The following is a 15,765-nucleotide window of genomic DNA, read 5'->3' as shown; positions in this document are numbered from 1 at the left end:
GGACTGGTTGGCATGGCTCGATATGCACTGGTGATCGGCATTGCGGAGTATGACAGCAGTCGCTTGCCAACTCTGAACAAAGCGGTGAGAGATGCCGAGGCCGTGGCACGCCTCCTAGAGCAGCACGGAGACTTCTATGAGGTCCGGCGTCTGCCTCGACGCTGGCTAGCAGCCGAGAATCGCTACGAAGTTGCGCCTAAGCGCGTCACAGGCGATGAGTTGTTCAAGGTGCTCAAAGAGTTTCTAGAGCAGGCTGCCAACCAGGAGGCGTTGATCTACTTTGCGGGGCATGGCTTTCGGATTGCTAGCAGAGCCGGGAAGCAGCGAGGCTTTCTAGCAACTTCGGACTGCACTGTGGACGGACGGAATGCCATTTCCTTAGATGATGACCTCAACGAATTAGTGCGTCAGGCCAATCTCAGTAACTTAGTTGTGCTGTTGGACTGTTGCCATGCAGGGGCCTTATTAGAAGCAGACCTGGAACTGAATCGCAATTTAGTAGAACCTAGTCTGTCGGCCTTTGTCGAGAAGCGCGATTACTACTTGATCACAGCTTGCCGAGCAGGGCAAGTGGCCTATGAAGATGCTGAACACGGTGTGTTTACAGGCGCAGTGCTTCAGGGGCTCTCGCAAGACAATGCTTATCCTGACACAGGACAAGTGAGTGGCAATCGTCTATTTGAAGTTGTTTACCAGCGCTTGCAGGGCACGGGGCAGGAACCGTTCCAGATGGGAATCGGGCGCTTAATTACCATCGTCACTTATCCAAAAGCGCTGCCAGTGACAGATGAGATTGATGAAAGCGTGGTGCCTTACCGGGGGCTAGAGCCGTTTGAGAAGGAGCAGGCGCAGTTCTTCTTTGGGCGTAAGAAGGTTGTTGAGGAGATCTGGCAAAAGCTGGATCGGGGTCGCTTCGTTGCGGTGATTGGGGCTTCGGGGAGTGGCAAGTCTTCGGTAGTGCGGGCGGGGCTGGTGCCCTGGTTGGAGGCGGCTGGGTGGACAGTTTTGGACCCGATTAAGCCAGGAGATGAGCCACTAACTGAGTTGCGTGTTGCCTTTAAGCAAGCGTTTCAGGACGCCCCAGAGCAAATCCAGCAGCTTGGGTCAGTGATTCGCAATGCCCAAGAGGGGTTGCAGGGGCTAATTGAACGCTTGCCAGGAACGGGCAAGTTTTTGCTGGTGGTGGATCAGTTTGAGGAAGTGTTTACGGTCTGCACTGATGCCGATGATTGTCGGCGCTTCATTCAGTTGGTAACTCAAGTTGCGGGGATTCCAGCCTCGCGCTTAGCGGTGGTGATCACCATGCGGGCTGATTTTCTAGAACCCTGCCTGCAACATGAATCGCTGACTCGTTTGCTCCAGTCTCAAGCTGTTTATATGCCGCCTTTGGCAGAAGCAGATTTAATTGAGGCGATTGTGAAGCCTGCTCAGAAACAGGGCTATGAGTTGAAGAGTGATTTATTAGGTGAGATTCTCAAAGATACGCGAGAGGAGCCAGGTTTCTTACCGCTGTTGCAGTTTGCTTTAACGGAATTGTGGGAGCAGCGCGACCGGCAGACCCGTCAGTTAGCACTAGATGCTTATCGCGATATTGGTCGCTTAGCTGGAGCGCTGAATCACCACGCTGACAACATCTTTCTCTATAGCGATTACCTTAATCTGCAAAGCAATCGCATTGAGAAGTCTCCCAAGCAAGAGCGGGAGCAGCAAGAAAAGGATTGGATCCGAGGTATCTTTCTGCGGCTGGTGCGCACAAGCGAAGGTGAAAGAGATACGCGACAGCGACAGCCGAGATCTCATTTGTCTAACCTGGCTGGCACCAATCCAGAAGCCTGCACAGCAATCAATCGAGTGCTCGACACCCTATTGCAGGGGCGACTCTTGGTGATCGGTGAGAGCGAGCGTAAAGCTAAGGCGGTTGCTGATTTACCTCAAGAGGCCAGAGATAACCAAGTCATTGATCTAGCGCATGAGGCATTAATTAAGGGGTGGCAACGGCTGGATGCGTGGTGCCAAGAAAGCCGAGAGTTGCGGCGGTTGAGACAGCGGCTAGAAGCGGCTCGTCAGGACTGGGAGGAAGATCATCAGAACGATAAGTTGCTGGCGGAACAGAAGCAGCGGAACCTGATGATGGGCGGTTTGCTGGCAGAGGTGCGAGAGCATTGGGCAGACCTGAAACCTTATTTGCAGTCGCCAGAAGAAGATGAGCTGTTCTACCAGTGCAGCGATACCCATGAGCAAGACCGCATTGCTGAACTGCAACGGGCACTTACCGTAGCCAGACTACAAGAGCAAGCAGCGAGAGCGTTATATCTCGTGCTAGTCCAGGCGCGGACTGGCTTAGAACTAGCGCTGCAAACGCTGGGCGAAAATCTGGAAAAGTCACCCAATCAGCTTCTAGCCTCAGTGCAGAGCAGCCTCAATCGCGCCATGACCACTGCTCGTGTACCTGATACTTTCCAGGGGCATGAGGCTGATGTCTGGTCCGTGTCGTTCAGTCCGGATGGCCAAACGATCGTCAGTGGCAGTGGTGACGGGACGATTCGGCTGTGGGATGTGCGGGGGAATGCGATTGGTCAACCCTTCAAGGGGCATCAGGCTACTGTCGGGTCCGTGTCGTTCAGTCCGGATGGCCAAGCAATAGTCAGTGGCAGTACTGACGGGACGATTCGGCTGTGGGATGTGTGGGGGAATGCGATTGGTCAACCCTTCAAGGGGCATCAGGCTACTGTCAGTTCCGTGTCGTTCAGTCCGGATGGCCAAGCAATAGTCAGTGGCTGTTATGACGGGACGATTCGGCTGTGGGATGTGTGGGGGAATGCGATTGGTCAACCCTTTGAGGGGCATGAGGGCTATGTCAGTTCCGTGGCCTTCAGTCCGGATGGCCAAACGATCGTCAGTGGCAGTACTGACGGGACGATTCGGCTATGGGATGTGCGGGGGAATGCGATTGGTCAACCCTTTGAGGGGCATGAGGGCTATGTCAGTTCCGTGGCCTTCAGTCCGGATGGCCAAACGATAGTCAGTGGCAGTACTGACGGGACGATTCGGCTGTGGGACTTGAGGGGGAATGCGATTGGTCAACCCTTCAAGGGGCATGAGGGCTATGTCTGGTCCGTGTCGTTCAGTCCGGATGGCCAAACGATAGTCAGTGGCGGTTATGACAAGACGATTCGGCTGTGGGACTTGAGGGGGAATGCGATTGGTCAACCCTTTGAGGGGCATGAGGGCTATGTCAGTTCCGTGGCCTTCAGTCCGGATGGCCAAGCAATAGTCAGCGGCAGTGATGACAAGACGATTCGGCTGTGGGATGTGCGGGGGAATGCGATTGGTCAACCCTTCGAGGGGCATGAGGCCGATGTCTGGTCCGTGTCGTTCAGTCCGGATGGCCAAACGATAGCCAGTGGCAGTGAAGACAAGACGATTCGGCTGTGGGATGTGCGGGGGAATGCGATCGGTCAACCCTTCGAGGGGCATGAGGGCTATGTCAGTTCCGTGGCCTTCAGTCCGGATGGCCAAAGGATAGTCAGTGGCAGTGAAGACAAGACGATTCGGTTGTGGGACTTGAGGGGCAATGTGATTTGTCAACCCTTCGAAGGGCATGAGGACTGGGTCATGTGCGTGGCCTTCAGTCCGGATGGTCAAAGGATAGTCAGTGGCAGTACTGACGGGACGATTCGGCTGTGGGATGTGCGGGGGAATGCGATTGGTCAACCCTTCGAGGGGCATGAGGCCGATGTCTGGTCCGTGTCGTTCAGTCCGGATGGCCAAACGATAGTCAGTGGCAGTGAAGACAAGACGATTCGGCTGTGGGATGTGCGGGGGAATGCGATCGGTCAACCCTTCCAGGGGCATGAGGCCGATGTCTGGTCCGTGTCGTTCAGTCCGGATGGCCAAACGATAGCCAGTGGCAGTAGAGACAAGACGATTCGGCTGTGGGATGTGCGGGGGAATGCGATTGGTCAACCCTTCGAGGGGCATGAGGGCTATGTCAGTTCCGTGTCGTTCAGTCCGGATGGCCAAACGATTGTCAGTGGCAGTAGAGACAAGACGATTCGGCTGTGGGATGTGCGGGGGAATGCAATTGGTCAACCCTTCCAGGGGCATAGGGGCTATGTCGGGTCCGTGTCGTTCAGTCCGGATGGCCAAACGATTGTCAGTGGCAGTGAAGACAAGACCATTCGCTTGTGGCGCGGCAATTGGCAGTCATGGCTCAAAGTCTGCTGCAACCGTCTACGTGACTACCGCACCTTCAGACAACCCACCACCGAAGCCGCCAAAGCCGCCTGTGCCGTCTGCCAGAAATACGTTTGGGACCAAGAAGATGCAGCAGTTAAGCAATAAGCACGCAGCAGTTCCGGCAAGGGTTTAAGTAAAGCAAGGATTGTAGAGAAGGCAGGAATAGCGAGAGAACCTGTTATACCAATTCTCTAAATGAGAGCGACGAATCAAAACCCCACCGCCTACGGCACCTCCCCTTGCCAAGGGGAGGTTGGGAGGGGTCAATGTGTAGCGATTAAAAAGTGAGTTGGTATTACAGCAGCCAGTCAGAGCGTATCTGGATCAATCCCCCTTTGCCGCAACCGAACCCGTAAAGCCTCAAGCTCCTGTTCAGCCTTATCTGCTCGTTCTTCCATCGTAGGGAACCGGCTTCCCCCCTCGTCATACCAATACAGCCACTCCCGCGCCATCCCCTGATACGTTCCCCGCTCCCGTCCAAGACCCAAGCCAAGCTCAGGCAACCAAACCGGGTTGCCCGATAGCAACCGATATTCCCCCTCAACCAACCGATACACCTCTAGCGGTGGCTTCTTACGTCGCCGCGAAGAATAAACCGCATAATACAAAACCCCCATCTCCGAATACAGTTGCTTCTTCGAGCTGTACTCGCCCCGATACTTCTTAGAAATAACCTCCAATACAAAAATGGGAACCTGTTTTTCCTCCCACAAAACGTAGCTCAGGCGTAACTCTTCATCGACAAAACGTTCAACGCCCAAACTCAAAAAACCATCAGGCACAATCGCCGGTTGGTCTGGATGGTAGTAAACCCCCATATCAATGCCAAAGAACCAGTCCCAGCGGTCTTTCCATAACCAAGCTAGGATCGCTCTCAACAAACCCGGCATCAAATCCTGTAACTCGTTATCTACCGGCGCATCGTCAGAGTCAGGCAGTTCTTCAGAAGAAGGCAAACAGAGCAGAGGGTCGTAGCTAAACATCGCAAACCTTCAGCGGCTCTCTGTCTCACATCATAGCTTGATACAGTAATTACCCCGACAAGCCCGACAAAGTCACTAACTTCTAAATACTCAAACTATCAACCCGAATTCACAAACAGCTACTCACTGGTCCACTCCATAATCCTGTTGCTAATACTGCCGCCATGACTGCCACAATTTAAAGTTGCTAGCCTCCCAAAATATGCAGACCTAAACCGCAGTACAAACCAAGATTTCAGTAAATCCTCGGTCATAACAATTTGTAAAAACAGCGCATCCCATCCCTATTTCATTCAGCCAATAGGGAACCTTGTCCATAAGCGATGTGCAGGTTAACTTCCTACTCTTTAGCTGCTACCTAAACTGGCTTGTCACGTTTCAGTTCCTCTGAAACTCAGCACCAGTCCTGCCAAGCTCAGCAAGATAGATGCAAAGCCTCAGCATGAATGCCGCCAAGCTCAGCACCAGTCCCGCCAAGCTCAGCACGAATGCCGTTAAGCTCAGCGAGATAGATGCAAAGCCTCAGTATGAATGCCGCCAAGCTCAGCACCAATCCCGCCAGTTGGCAACAACCTTGCTGACTGCCCACATCAACCATCCTGACTAACTCCTTGAGGTAAAACCCATGAAAACTAGCAGTCTCAGCATCCCCACCGAAGCCATCATTGAAGACGCCAAAATCAAACTCGAATTTGCCCGCGAACACATCGGCGACCTCGCCCTATTTGGCCTCACCATCACCTGGCTCGACCAATTTCAAACCAAAGTTGCTGCCTACGAAGCCCTACCCTCCGACGACGCCCTTCTCGCCACCCAAAAAAGACTCACTGCCCAAAAAGACAACCTGCTCAAACAAGCCGAACTCTGGGGCAACCTCCTGCGTGACCGCTGCCAATACGCCTTCGGCTCCGGAGCCTTCAACCCCTTCCCCGTTAGCAGCTTCCGCACCGCCGCCCGCAACGAATCCAAAATGATCCAGGTCCTCCCTAACCTGATCGACATCGCCAGCAGCAACGCCACCGCCCTAGCCGCCTTCGGTCAGCCCAAAGACTACGCCAACCAGGGCCAAAGCCTACGCAACCGCCTCGACGAACTCAACCAGCAACAAGAAAGAGCCAAACGCGAACGCAAAGCCGCCACCGAAATTCGCCGTCAAGCCGCCCGCACCGTCTACACCGAACTCACCCATCTCAACGGCATCGCCCGCAAAGTCTACCGCGATAGCCCCGCCCAACAAGCCCTATTCAAAGCCCTTGCCAACCGCAACAACCCCCCAATCCTAGAAGCAGAACTGCCCAAACAATCCGCTTAGGTAGATACAATCTCCCACAGCCTGCTAAAGCGAACTGGTGAAAACAGACTCCATTTTCTATCGCCTGTTTCAGGCACTGCCCAGCACCTTCTTTGAACTGATTAATCAACCCGCTTCCGAGGCGAGCACCTACCAGTTCGCCTCAGTTGAACTGAAGCAGACAGCCTTCCGAATCGACGGTGTATTTCTACCTTTGCCGGAAGCTTCCACTCGCCCCATCTACTTTGTAGAAATTCAGTTTCAGAACGATCCAACGCTTTATTCCCGTCTCTTTGCTGAGGTCTTCCTCTACCTGCGCCTATATGAACCAACCAAAGCTTGGCGAGCAGTAGTGATATTTGCCCAACGCAGTTTTGAACCTATTGAAGTAGCGCCCTACCAAGTGCTGCTCGATAGTTCTCAGGTGCAGTGCCTTTATCTAGACGAACTACAGGATTCTCTAGACCAGCCTCTTGAAATTCAAATTGTGCAACTTGTGGTCGAGACCGAAGCTGAAGCGCCTGAGCAAGCAAGACGCCTACTACAACGCGCCGGAGAGGAAGTTGTAGACGCCGTTCTGCAACGAGAGATAATGGATCTGGTTGAAACAATTGTGTGTTACAAGTTCCCCCGACTGAGCCGCGAGGAAATTGAAGCCATGCTAGGACTCAACGACTTGAAGCAAACCAGGGTCTATCAGGAGGCCCTAGAGGAAGGCAAGCAAGAAGGCCGTCTAGAAGGCAAACTAGAAACGATTGCTCCCCTTCTTGCCCGTGGGCTCTCTGTAGAAGAAATTGCTAAAGTCTTGGACCTAGAAATTGAGCAGGTGCGCCGGGTAGCGCAGCAGTAACCTTATCTCACGGGTTCAACGAGGGCGAGCGAATGAGCGAACACAAAGAGCACACAGTTACCATCGGCCAGATCGAGACTGACTGGGGAACCTTTGGAGCTGTTCTCACCCAAAAGGGTCTTAGCCGCCTGAGCTTTCCCGATGAACCGTTCGCAACTTGCGAAACTTGGGCCAAGCGTTGGCTACCCCAAGCGCAACCTCAAGCAAAATCCTTGCAAGACGAACCGCGTTTACAAGTACTCGCAGAGCAACTCAGGGCTTATCTAGCTGGAGAACTGCAAACCTTCACGCTGCCCGTTGACCTGCGCGGCACAGATTTTCAGTTGCAAGTGTGGACGGCCTTGCAAAATGTGGCCCACGGCCAAGTGCAAACCTACGGGCAAATTGCCTCAGCCATTGGCAAGCCCAAGGCCGTTAGAGCGGTTGGTGCAGCTAATGGTGCCAATCCTGTGCCCATCCTCGTTCCCTGCCACCGCATCATTGGCAGCAACCGGCGGCTAGTGGGTTTTGCTGGCGGCTTGGCTCTGAAGCAACGCTTGTTGGCACTGGAGGGCATTGCTCTAGATTCAAGCGCTAAGCTCTCAAGCCCGATCTTAGGCGCCAAGGTGCTGCATCAAGGCCACCAGCACAGTGTTGCAGAACAGAAAACCCTCTGGATCGCTTAGGCGCAATCGGTCTTCAGTCACCTGAACCCAACCCTGGCGCTGGTAGCGCTCCAAGCAAGCAAGAACCTGCCCTACTTGCTCAGCGCCGAATCGCTCACGCAGCTTGGTCAAACTCAGACCCTCCTGCAAACGCAGCCCCAAGATCAGCGTGTCTACTAATTCATCTAGTGGCTGAGTAGTAGCAAAGCTCTCCAAAAACGCCTCAGGTGCTTTCGCCAATTGATCCACCCAGGCAAAGTAGTCGTGCAACTTGCGCGGACGGTCGATCCGACGGCGGTCGACATAGCTGGTCGCTGCCATGCCTAGGCCGTAGTAGGGCTGGTTACGCCAGTACACCTGATTGTGGCGACAGCGAAAACCAGGGCGAGCGTAGTTGGAGATCTCGTAGTGCTCGTAACCTGCTGCAACTAGGGTCTCCCGCGCCAGACCATACATTTCGACCGTGGCTTCATCGCTGGGCAAGGGTTGATCACCGGGTTGGTAACGACGGCCAAAGGCTGTGCCTTGCTCAATTGTGAGGTCGTAGATCGAGACATGGGACGGCGCAATCGCAATCAGGGCCGCTAGTGAGTCTTGCCAATGACTAATGGTTTGCTGCGGTAATCCCGAGATCAGATCGAGATTGAAGTTGGGAATGCCAGCTTGCGCCAGGGCCTCGACCGCCTCATAGATTTCAGCAACAGTATGGTCTCGTCCACACAGGCTCAGCAACTCAGGCTGAAAAGCTTGCACGCCCAGGCTCACTCGATTAACGCCTGCGGCACGATAGCCCGAAAGCGTCTCCACTGTGACTGTGCCAGGATTTGCTTCAATCGAAATTTCTGCATCAGCCGCAATGCCAAAGCGCAAATGGAGGGCTTGAAGCAACCGTTCCATCTGCGCCACTGACAACAGTGAAGGCGTGCCCCCGCCGAAGAATACAGTTTGCAATTGCTGGGAACGAATTGGGGTTGCGGCAATTTCGCGCAATAGCTCCCCGACATAGCGCTCAATTAAAGCTTCAGTGCCCAAACTGATTGCAAAATCGCAATAGGCACAGCGCCTCCGACAAAAAGGAATATGCAAATAAGCAGCAGTCAGCAGCTCAGGTAAATATTCACGCTCTGACTGCAAGGACTCTATCCCTAAAGGGGATGAAAACGCTGGCCTAGATGAGATCAATGCGCCCCCAGTGCTGAGAACAAGCTACACAAGCCTGGCGTTCTTGAGAAAGCTTGAAAGAACCGGTAAGAAAAAGTACGGAGGTATAATCTGTAAGCATATCCTCCCACTCAAGCCCCCATTGTGAGGCTTGATATTATATCTATGTTGAACGCTGTCATTGTTCTAATTTTTATCCTAGCAGGGGCAGGAGTTGGCTTCCACGGAGTGGATCTAGTGCCGCCTTCTGCGCTGACCGAGGTCAATAATCTTCCAGGCTTGCACTGGGTGATGCTGGGCTTCGGTAGCCTATTTGGTCTGGCGGTCGGTATTCTGGCTCAGTCCGGCTACCGCCGTCTAGAAGTCGAAATCCGGTCTATGCCCACTGAGCAATTGCTGAGCCGCTGTGTGGGCTTGGTGGTTGGCTTGCTGGTGGCGAATTTACTGCTGGCTCCCATCTTTCTGCTGCCGATCCCCCGCGAACTGGCCTTCATCAAACCTTTAGCAGCAATCCTGGGCAGCATTATGTTTGCCTTTTCTGGCATCAACTTGTCTGACACTCACGGTCGGGCTCTGCTGCGTCTGTTGAATCCCAACAGCGTCGAAACAACCTTATTAGCAGAAGGCACGCTCAAGCCTGCAACGGCCAAAATTCTGGATACCAGTACGATTATCGATGGCCGAGTAGAGGATCTTCTAGGCACTGGTTTCGTTGAGGGCCAGATTCTCGTGCCTCAATTTGTGCTTCAGGAGTTGCAATTGCTCTCAGATAGCAGCAACGACCAGAAGCGGGTGCGAGGACGTCGGGGTTTAGATATTTTGCAGCGACTACGGGAAAGTTTCCCTCAGCGTTTAGTCGTTCACACCGCTAACTACGACGACGTGAGCACGGTAGATGCCAAGTTGGTGCGTCTAGCGCAAGAGATCAACGGCACGCTGATCACTAACGACTACAACCTCAATAAAGTCGCCACCCTGCAACAGGTTGAAGTGCTCAATGTGAATGATTTGGCTCAAGCATTGCGTCCGGTTTACCGACCGGGTGACAGCTTGGCGCTGAAAATTCTCAAAGAAGGCAAAGAGCCCGCTCAAGGAATCGGTTACTTAGAAGACGGCACTATGGTGGTGGTAGAAGATGGACAATCCCATCTCGGTGGCGAAGTGCGCGTGGTGGTAACCAGTGCCTTGCAAACCTCAGCAGGTCGCATGATTTTCGCCCGCCCTCAAGCGCACGTCGCAGCCTAAGTTGCAATACTAAGCCGCGCTAAGTTCGCAATTAAGTCTCAGCATCGTAAGCAGCCCAATTCATTCCAAGCTTGGTCCCATGATTTCCCCATTAGCGGGTAGGCCCTCTGGTTTGTCGCGGCTGCCGTCCAGCCGGGAGCGTATCCAGCTTAGAACTGTGGAGCGTTGGCCTCAGATCGGTGCTGGTTGTTTGTTGGCGTTAGTCAGTTTTACTTGCGGTATCGCTGCTGCTCTGCCCTGGTGGGGCGGCTTAGCTCCATCAATGCTGACTGCCGAGCTGCTGACTCGGGCCTTGTGGAGCTTAAGTTTTGCCGGGTTAGCATTGCTGCTGGCTTGGTTGGCGTTTAATGAGCTGAGCCCTTGGGAGTTAGTGGTGGATGCAGCTCGGTCTCGCCTATGGCGACGCCAGCTCTGGTGGCCCGGTGGGGCTCAAATGATACCTCTGGAGCACCTGAAGGCGGTTAACGGGCCTCTGGCTGCTAAAGCGGGCCGTCCTACTCGGACTGAACAGTCCGAGACGCGCTTGATTCTGGAGTATCAGGCTGGGCACTCGCCTCAGGTATTGCCGCTGGTATTGCCGCCTCGGGCGCAAGCCTTCCTGGGCCAGCAACTGGCGCAACGCCTACAAGTTCCCTACCGCACTAGCTCCCACTGGAACTCCTGGCTAGTGCGAGCCTTAGCGCTCTGGTCATTTTGGGCTGGCTTGGGCCTGCTGCTCGGTAGTGCCATGGTTCTAGCCTCAACGGGTAGCCTGCGAACCGAGCTGGTTGATCTTCTGCTCACGAGTTTGGCCGCAGTGCCGCTGGCTTACTGGGTTGGGCAGCCGCTACTGCGCTCTAGCTGTAGCGGCGAATTGCTAGAGCAGCCTCTGAAAGCAACCTGGCGCTTGCTGATCGTGTTGGCAGGTTTGCTCGTTGTCTCGCTGGGCTTGCTGTCGTGGCCACAACTGCCGGTAGAACTGCTGACTTTGCCCTGGCTAATTCTGGCTGGCTTACTGCTGGGTATCTCGGCTTGGCTGCTGAGTTGGCTGCATCTGGGCCGAGACCTGGGGTTTTATGCAACGCATGATTCAGCTCAACCAGACCAGTTAGCTCACCCAGCGCCACAGGCGTTGGCCCAACCCAATGACGCAGCAGAGGCTGAATCAGCAGGCTTCAGCCTGACTGAGACTGAGGCTGGGGTCACTCTTGCTCCCAATCTTTTGCAGGAGCGTCGCCGTCAACTCTTGGGAATTGCTGCGTTGGCGCTGAGCTTGTTCATCTGGATGGTCTTGCCGCTAGGCCCTGCATCCAAGGCGCTGCTCTGTGGTCTTCTGGTGTTTGCGGGTTTAGTGGCGCTGAGTTCCTGGCAGCTCCATCTCAGTTCTGAACCTCAACCGCAAGCGGTGCTCTGCTTCAGTGGGCCACCCGGCTTGGCTAGCCGCTACAGCTTGAATGCGCAGCCGCTGAGGCGATTGGAACTTGTGAAGCTGCGTCAGGGTGGTCTGTCCTGGTTGCAACTAGTGGGAAGTGACGGGGAAATTGTCCTGCCCGCGATCCTGACCTCGGGCCGCCGTCAGCAGCAGCTCAGCCAGACCGTGACCCAAAGTCTGCGACTGACCACGCACCAAAGCTCCTACGACAGTCTGGCGCTGATGGATATTTTGTTACCTCAAGGGGGGGCGGTTCTGGCGGGTCTGCTCTTGGTCATGGGCGGTGTGGTATCCCTGCCGATGCTAACTGGGCAAGTTACCGAGCCTCTAGCTGGGCTGCTAAGTCTCGCCGGCTGTGGTTTGGTTGCGCCTAGTTTGGCTCGGCAGTTGTTGACCTGGGGCTTACCCAATGTGCTCGCCCCAACCGAACAACAACCCCGGCTGAGTGGTCCGGAATTGGGAGGCGTCTTCTGGCTTCTGGCTTGGAGTTTAGCTGGTAATTGGCAGTTGGCTCTGCTGACGCTGGCCTGGCTAAGCTTGGGTCTGGGAGTTCTGGTGTTGGCGCTGAGCCGACGGGTGCCTCTGAAGCTAAAGGGCGCCTGAAGTTAGCGCTCTAGCCGAACGTAAAAGTCCAGTTCAGCCCAAAGCAAGCCTGGGACTAAGTTGAACTGCCCCAGTATTGCTGTTGTTCCGAGTTGCTGCCACTTCAGGGCTGCTGGGAATCTAAGTGTTGCTACTGCTAGGCATCCAGAAGGCCGAGATTAGCAGACAGACAATGCCGACGTTGATCGACACATCTGCCAGGTTGAAGATCGGAAAGTTGATGAACTGAAAATCTAGAAAATCAACGACCTGACCACTGACAAAGCGGTCGATGCCATTGCCCAAAGCTCCGCCCAGAATGCAGCCGTAGCCGACTTGCTCCCAGCGGTTGAGGTGAGTGCGTAGGGCCAGTCCGACCAGCGCTAGACTCACAGCCAGCGATACCCAGCGCAGCCAGTCAGCCCCGTTAGCAAACAGACTGAAGGCAGCGCCATTGTTAGTGACATAGGTGAGGTGAAAGACTTGGGGGATGATCGCTAGGCTATCGCGCAGTTCGAAGGTCCGCACAATCCAGAGCTTGCTGACCTGATCGAGCACTAGGCAAATGACTCCTGCAATCCAGAAGCCTGCATTCTTGATTCGCTTCTCCAAGTCTGAACCTGCTCCAGCAGAACATTCTCTAGCTTAATGGCTCGCTGGTCCTCAAACGGGTGTTGCAGGTTGAGGAGTCTGGAAATCTATGGGGGCAATCTCAATCAGGAAAACATTAGGCGTCGGAAGGTCAGACTTAGCACCACCACTGCGCAGATGACAATCAACTGGCCTGGTAGCGGTTGCAGAGAGTATTGCACCAGACCTGAGAGAAAATTCTGAGCTTGAGAGCGCACGACGAATAGCAGTCCCAGATAAACTAACCCGGCTAGATGAATCGTGAGCAAACCACACAGACAGCTAAAGGTGAGCAACTCTAGATTGGAGGAGCGCCGAAAGGCTAGAAAACCACAGACCCAAGCTCCAGGCACAAAGCCGAGCAGATAGCCGAAGGTGGGTTCGCTGAGGTAGTCCAAGCCTCCTCCTTGTGCAAAGACTTGAAAGCCCAATAGACCCAAAACCAGATAAGCAATTTGGGACAGAACTGCTGCATTGCAGCCGCCCAAACAGCCAATGGTCAGCACTGCTCCCACCTGATAGGTAATGCCCAGCGGCTCGGCTCGCAAACCATCGCTGAACCAGAACCAGGGGGCATTGGGAAGAGACACTTCCAGGAAAGTGCCTCCAATGGTGAACAGCAGTCCAACTACTGCCCACATCAGCTCAGTCAAAGTTGGCACTGGGTGGCAAAAGTCATAGAGGACAACGCCGGAGCAGATCGTGGCATAAACCCCATCAACTCGAACAAAAGCTCTAAGTCTAAAGCTCTAAGTCTAAAGTTCTAAATCTGAGGCCGCCAAATAGCAAGGTCAACGAGCAGAGTTCAAGAATTCTATCACTCTGCCCATTGACTGCTATTGCTCCAGCTGTTGCTTATTACTGTTGCTTAGGTTGGTTTGAAACCTCTAGAAGCTCAAGACCCCCAGCAAGCCGTCAGTACTAGCTGAGTCACTGCCTTGAAAGGCGTTCAGCACTGGCCTGAGTGGGCTGCTGCCAACCTCGCCGGCCAGAAATGCCTTGTCGCCTGAGAGAGCGAGGCCGGAGATTTGGTCGTAGGCAGGGCTACCCATAATCGTGCCGTAGCTCACGGAGGAGAGGTCATTGGACAGCACAGCAACATAAGCGTCGCCGCCACCTTGATAGGTGCGGACGGGGGCTGTTGAGCTAGTTGGCGGTGTCGCGTAGGCGCTACCTGCCACAACCACCCTTCCATCCCCAGCGATGCTGATGTCGTTGATCACCAGACTGTTGGTGCGTTTGTCGGTGCGAGTGGCTCGCAAGAATGTCGCCCGAGCAATCGAGCCGTTGCTCGCGTTAAGCCGGGCGATGTAAGAGATTTTGGGACCGCCGCCCATGCCGTAGCTGTTTTGATAGGCACCGGAGCTGGCAATCAGTCGCTTGGGGTCGTAGCTGCCGCCATCGGCACTGAACACGGCCCAGGGCACATCGTTCTTGACGGTTACGGCCAGCCCTCGCTCATCCGCGGGGGATGCACCGTGGGTAACCCGCCAGCGCAGACTACCACTCGCGGACAGAGACAAAATGAAGCCGTTCTGGTTGATCGAGCTGACTTGGTCGGTGCCCACGACGTAGATGTTGCCGCTGCTATCGGTGGCAACTCTGGCTTGAGGTTTAGAAGCGCCACCTAAACGCGAGGCGAAGTCGAGCCCAGTACCAGCAGCGTTGACGCGGGCCACAAAGCCTCGACCTGAGGTATAAGCCGGTTTGATCAGGCCAGCGGCACCAGATGGACCGACAACGACGGCCCGACCTTGCGGATCAACGCTCATGTCTGCGACTTGAGTGCCACCGCCCCCGATTAGCGTCGCCCAAACCACAGAGGCATTGCTGGGGTTCAGTTTGGCGACAAAGCCTTCACTGCCGCTGCCGGAGCGAGTTTTGCGCCCAGCCCCTCCGAGGCTGGTGATGTTGCCACTGGCAGAGCCGCCGACGTAGACGGAGCCTGAGCGATCAACGCTAACCGTCTGAAGTTTGACCAGATTGGGGACAAAGTAAGTCGACCACAGCAGCCGCTTGCCGGTGGAGTCGAACTTGGCGATGAACCCAGTTTCTCCGCCAGCACTATTGCTGTAGCGGCCCAAGGTATTGGGAAAGTTGGTGGATTGAGTGAAGCCGACGACGTAGACCGAGCCATCGGGCGCGGTGGCTACATCGCGGATTTTATCGGCTTGATTGCCGCCGAGATAACCGCTCGATGACAGGCTCGTCGTGGCCGCTTGCGCTACAAGTTGCCCATCGATCTGGCCCAAATCCAGATCGACCGTTGCTGACGGGTGGCTTGTTGCAAAGTTGCTTTGTCCAGTCAGCCCGGTAGATGCCCCAGAAATGTTTGCGCCCAAGGTCAGCAATAGGGCCGTGACCAAGGCCGAAACCGAATTCCGGGTCAGTGACATTGTGAAGAACCTGTAAAGGAACCCCACCATTCTTGACAGGTCTTTGCCAGCTACCTGCGATCTCGATCACAAAAAAGCAAGCAAAACCGAGCTTGAGCTATTCAAATAACAGCATAGCTAGAAAAACCAGTGTTATCACCTAAAAAAAGTAAAATTTGCCTAAAAATCAGTGATTTTGCTCTATTCAAGGGATCCGGCTGTGATCAGGAATATGGAGCATCGCTCAGGTTTACTGCCCCATAGGCCAGCATCCGGAGATCAAACCGGAGATCAAAAAGGGCAGTGTTGCTGACTAGCAACACTGCCCTTTGCAGATTTGACTTGAAGCGAGAG

Annotated in this window: 12 protein-coding genes; 7 read left to right on the top strand and 5 right to left on the bottom strand. The window is 54.5% G+C overall.

Annotated features, from left to right (window positions below; translation table 11 throughout):
- Positions 1 to 12: 12 nt before the first annotated feature.
- Positions 13 to 4,344 carry an nSTAND1 domain-containing NTPase gene (locus H6F94_RS11550; RefSeq protein WP_190802356.1) on the top strand — a complete coding sequence of 1,444 codons (4,332 nt, stop codon included), beginning with the start codon at positions 13 to 15 and terminating at the stop codon, positions 4,342 to 4,344.
- A gap of 203 nt (positions 4,345 to 4,547) precedes the next feature.
- On the opposite strand, the gene H6F94_RS11545 is transcribed toward H6F94_RS11550, so the two are convergent.
- The gene (locus tag H6F94_RS11545) at positions 4,548 to 5,222 is read right to left on the bottom strand and encodes a Uma2 family endonuclease (protein ID WP_190802355.1); all 675 of its coding nucleotides are present in this window, start codon (positions 5,220 to 5,222) and stop codon (positions 4,548 to 4,550) included.
- A gap of 442 nt (positions 5,223 to 5,664) precedes the next feature.
- Here H6F94_RS11545 and H6F94_RS11540 point away from each other — a divergent pair, with 442 nt between their 5' ends.
- From H6F94_RS11540 to H6F94_RS11525, 4 genes are read left to right on the top strand one after another with little or no spacing between them, the layout of a single operon-like run.
- Entirely contained in the window at positions 5,665 to 5,829 is a 165-nt protein-coding gene (locus tag H6F94_RS11540) for a hypothetical protein (protein WP_190802354.1), read from the top strand.
- An 18-nt stretch (positions 5,830 to 5,847) separates the two neighbouring features.
- Complete coding sequence (locus H6F94_RS11535; protein ID WP_190802353.1) at positions 5,848 to 6,534, top strand: hypothetical protein; 687 nt, start codon at positions 5,848 to 5,850, stop codon at positions 6,532 to 6,534.
- Between the two features lie 37 nt (positions 6,535 to 6,571).
- Entirely contained in the window at positions 6,572 to 7,363 is a 792-nt protein-coding gene (locus H6F94_RS11530; RefSeq protein WP_190802352.1) for an Rpn family recombination-promoting nuclease/putative transposase, read from the top strand.
- A 32-nt stretch (positions 7,364 to 7,395) separates the two neighbouring features.
- Entirely contained in the window at positions 7,396 to 8,028 is a 633-nt protein-coding gene (locus tag H6F94_RS11525) for a methylated-DNA--[protein]-cysteine S-methyltransferase (RefSeq protein WP_190802351.1), read from the top strand.
- On the opposite strand, the gene hemW is transcribed toward H6F94_RS11525, so the two are convergent.
- Complete coding sequence (gene hemW, locus H6F94_RS11520; RefSeq protein ID WP_190802350.1) at positions 7,957 to 9,141, bottom strand: radical SAM family heme chaperone HemW; 1,185 nt, start codon at positions 9,139 to 9,141, stop codon at positions 7,957 to 7,959. The genes H6F94_RS11525 and hemW overlap by 72 nt on opposite strands.
- Positions 9,142 to 9,333: 192 nt before the next feature.
- Here hemW and H6F94_RS11515 point away from each other — a divergent pair, with 192 nt between their 5' ends.
- Both H6F94_RS11515 and H6F94_RS11510 read left to right on the top strand, forming a co-directional pair.
- Positions 9,334 to 10,413: a PIN/TRAM domain-containing protein gene (locus H6F94_RS11515; protein WP_190802349.1), complete on the top strand. Its 1,080-nt coding sequence runs from the start codon at positions 9,334 to 9,336 to the stop codon at positions 10,411 to 10,413.
- Positions 10,414 to 10,492: 79 nt separating this feature from the next.
- A complete protein-coding gene (locus H6F94_RS11510; protein ID WP_190802348.1) occupies positions 10,493 to 12,427 on the top strand; it encodes a hypothetical protein in 1,935 nt (644 codons plus the stop codon).
- Positions 12,428 to 12,547: 120 nt separating this feature from the next.
- Here H6F94_RS11510 and lspA read toward each other — a convergent pair whose 3' ends face one another.
- The 3 genes from lspA to H6F94_RS11495 form a co-directional block, all read right to left on the bottom strand.
- Entirely contained in the window at positions 12,548 to 13,018 is a 471-nt protein-coding gene (gene lspA / locus H6F94_RS11505) for a signal peptidase II (RefSeq protein WP_190802347.1), read from the bottom strand.
- 104 nt (positions 13,019 to 13,122) lie between these two features.
- Positions 13,123 to 13,698 (bottom strand): biotin transporter BioY, encoded by a 576-nt coding sequence (locus H6F94_RS11500; protein ID WP_313949270.1) that lies wholly within the window; start codon positions 13,696 to 13,698, stop codon positions 13,123 to 13,125.
- Positions 13,699 to 13,923: 225 nt separating this feature from the next.
- Positions 13,924 to 15,432 (bottom strand): NHL repeat-containing protein, encoded by a 1,509-nt coding sequence (locus tag H6F94_RS11495; RefSeq protein ID WP_190802346.1) that lies wholly within the window; start codon positions 15,430 to 15,432, stop codon positions 13,924 to 13,926.
- Positions 15,433 to 15,765: the final 333 nt, after the last annotated feature.

The sequence above is a fragment of the Leptolyngbya sp. FACHB-261 genome (genome assembly GCF_014696065.1).
Lineage (GTDB): Bacteria > Cyanobacteriota > Cyanobacteriia > FACHB-261 > FACHB-261 > FACHB-261.
This window is presented reverse-complemented; position numbering and strand designations above follow the sequence as displayed.

Bases quoted from the DNA above. Each gene is read 5' to 3' on its own strand.
- H6F94_RS11545 (WP_190802355.1), bottom strand. From the start codon at position 5,222: ATGTTTAGCTACGACCCTCTGCTCTGTTTGCCTTCTTCTGAAGAACTG.
- H6F94_RS11540 (WP_190802354.1), top strand. From the start codon at position 5,665: ATGAATGCCGCCAAGCTCAGCACCAGTCCCGCCAAGCTCAGCACGAAT.
- H6F94_RS11515 (WP_190802349.1), top strand. From the start codon at position 9,334: ATGTTGAACGCTGTCATTGTTCTAATTTTTATCCTAGCAGGGGCAGGA.
- H6F94_RS11535 (WP_190802353.1), top strand. From the start codon at position 5,848: ATGAAAACTAGCAGTCTCAGCATCCCCACCGAAGCCATCATTGAAGAC.
- H6F94_RS11510 (WP_190802348.1), top strand. From the start codon at position 10,493: ATGATTTCCCCATTAGCGGGTAGGCCCTCTGGTTTGTCGCGGCTGCCG.
- H6F94_RS11525 (WP_190802351.1), top strand. From the start codon at position 7,396: ATGAGCGAACACAAAGAGCACACAGTTACCATCGGCCAGATCGAGACT.
- H6F94_RS11495 (WP_190802346.1), bottom strand. From the start codon at position 15,432: ATGTCACTGACCCGGAATTCGGTTTCGGCCTTGGTCACGGCCCTATTG.
- H6F94_RS11550 (WP_190802356.1), top strand. From the start codon at position 13: ATGGCTCGATATGCACTGGTGATCGGCATTGCGGAGTATGACAGCAGT.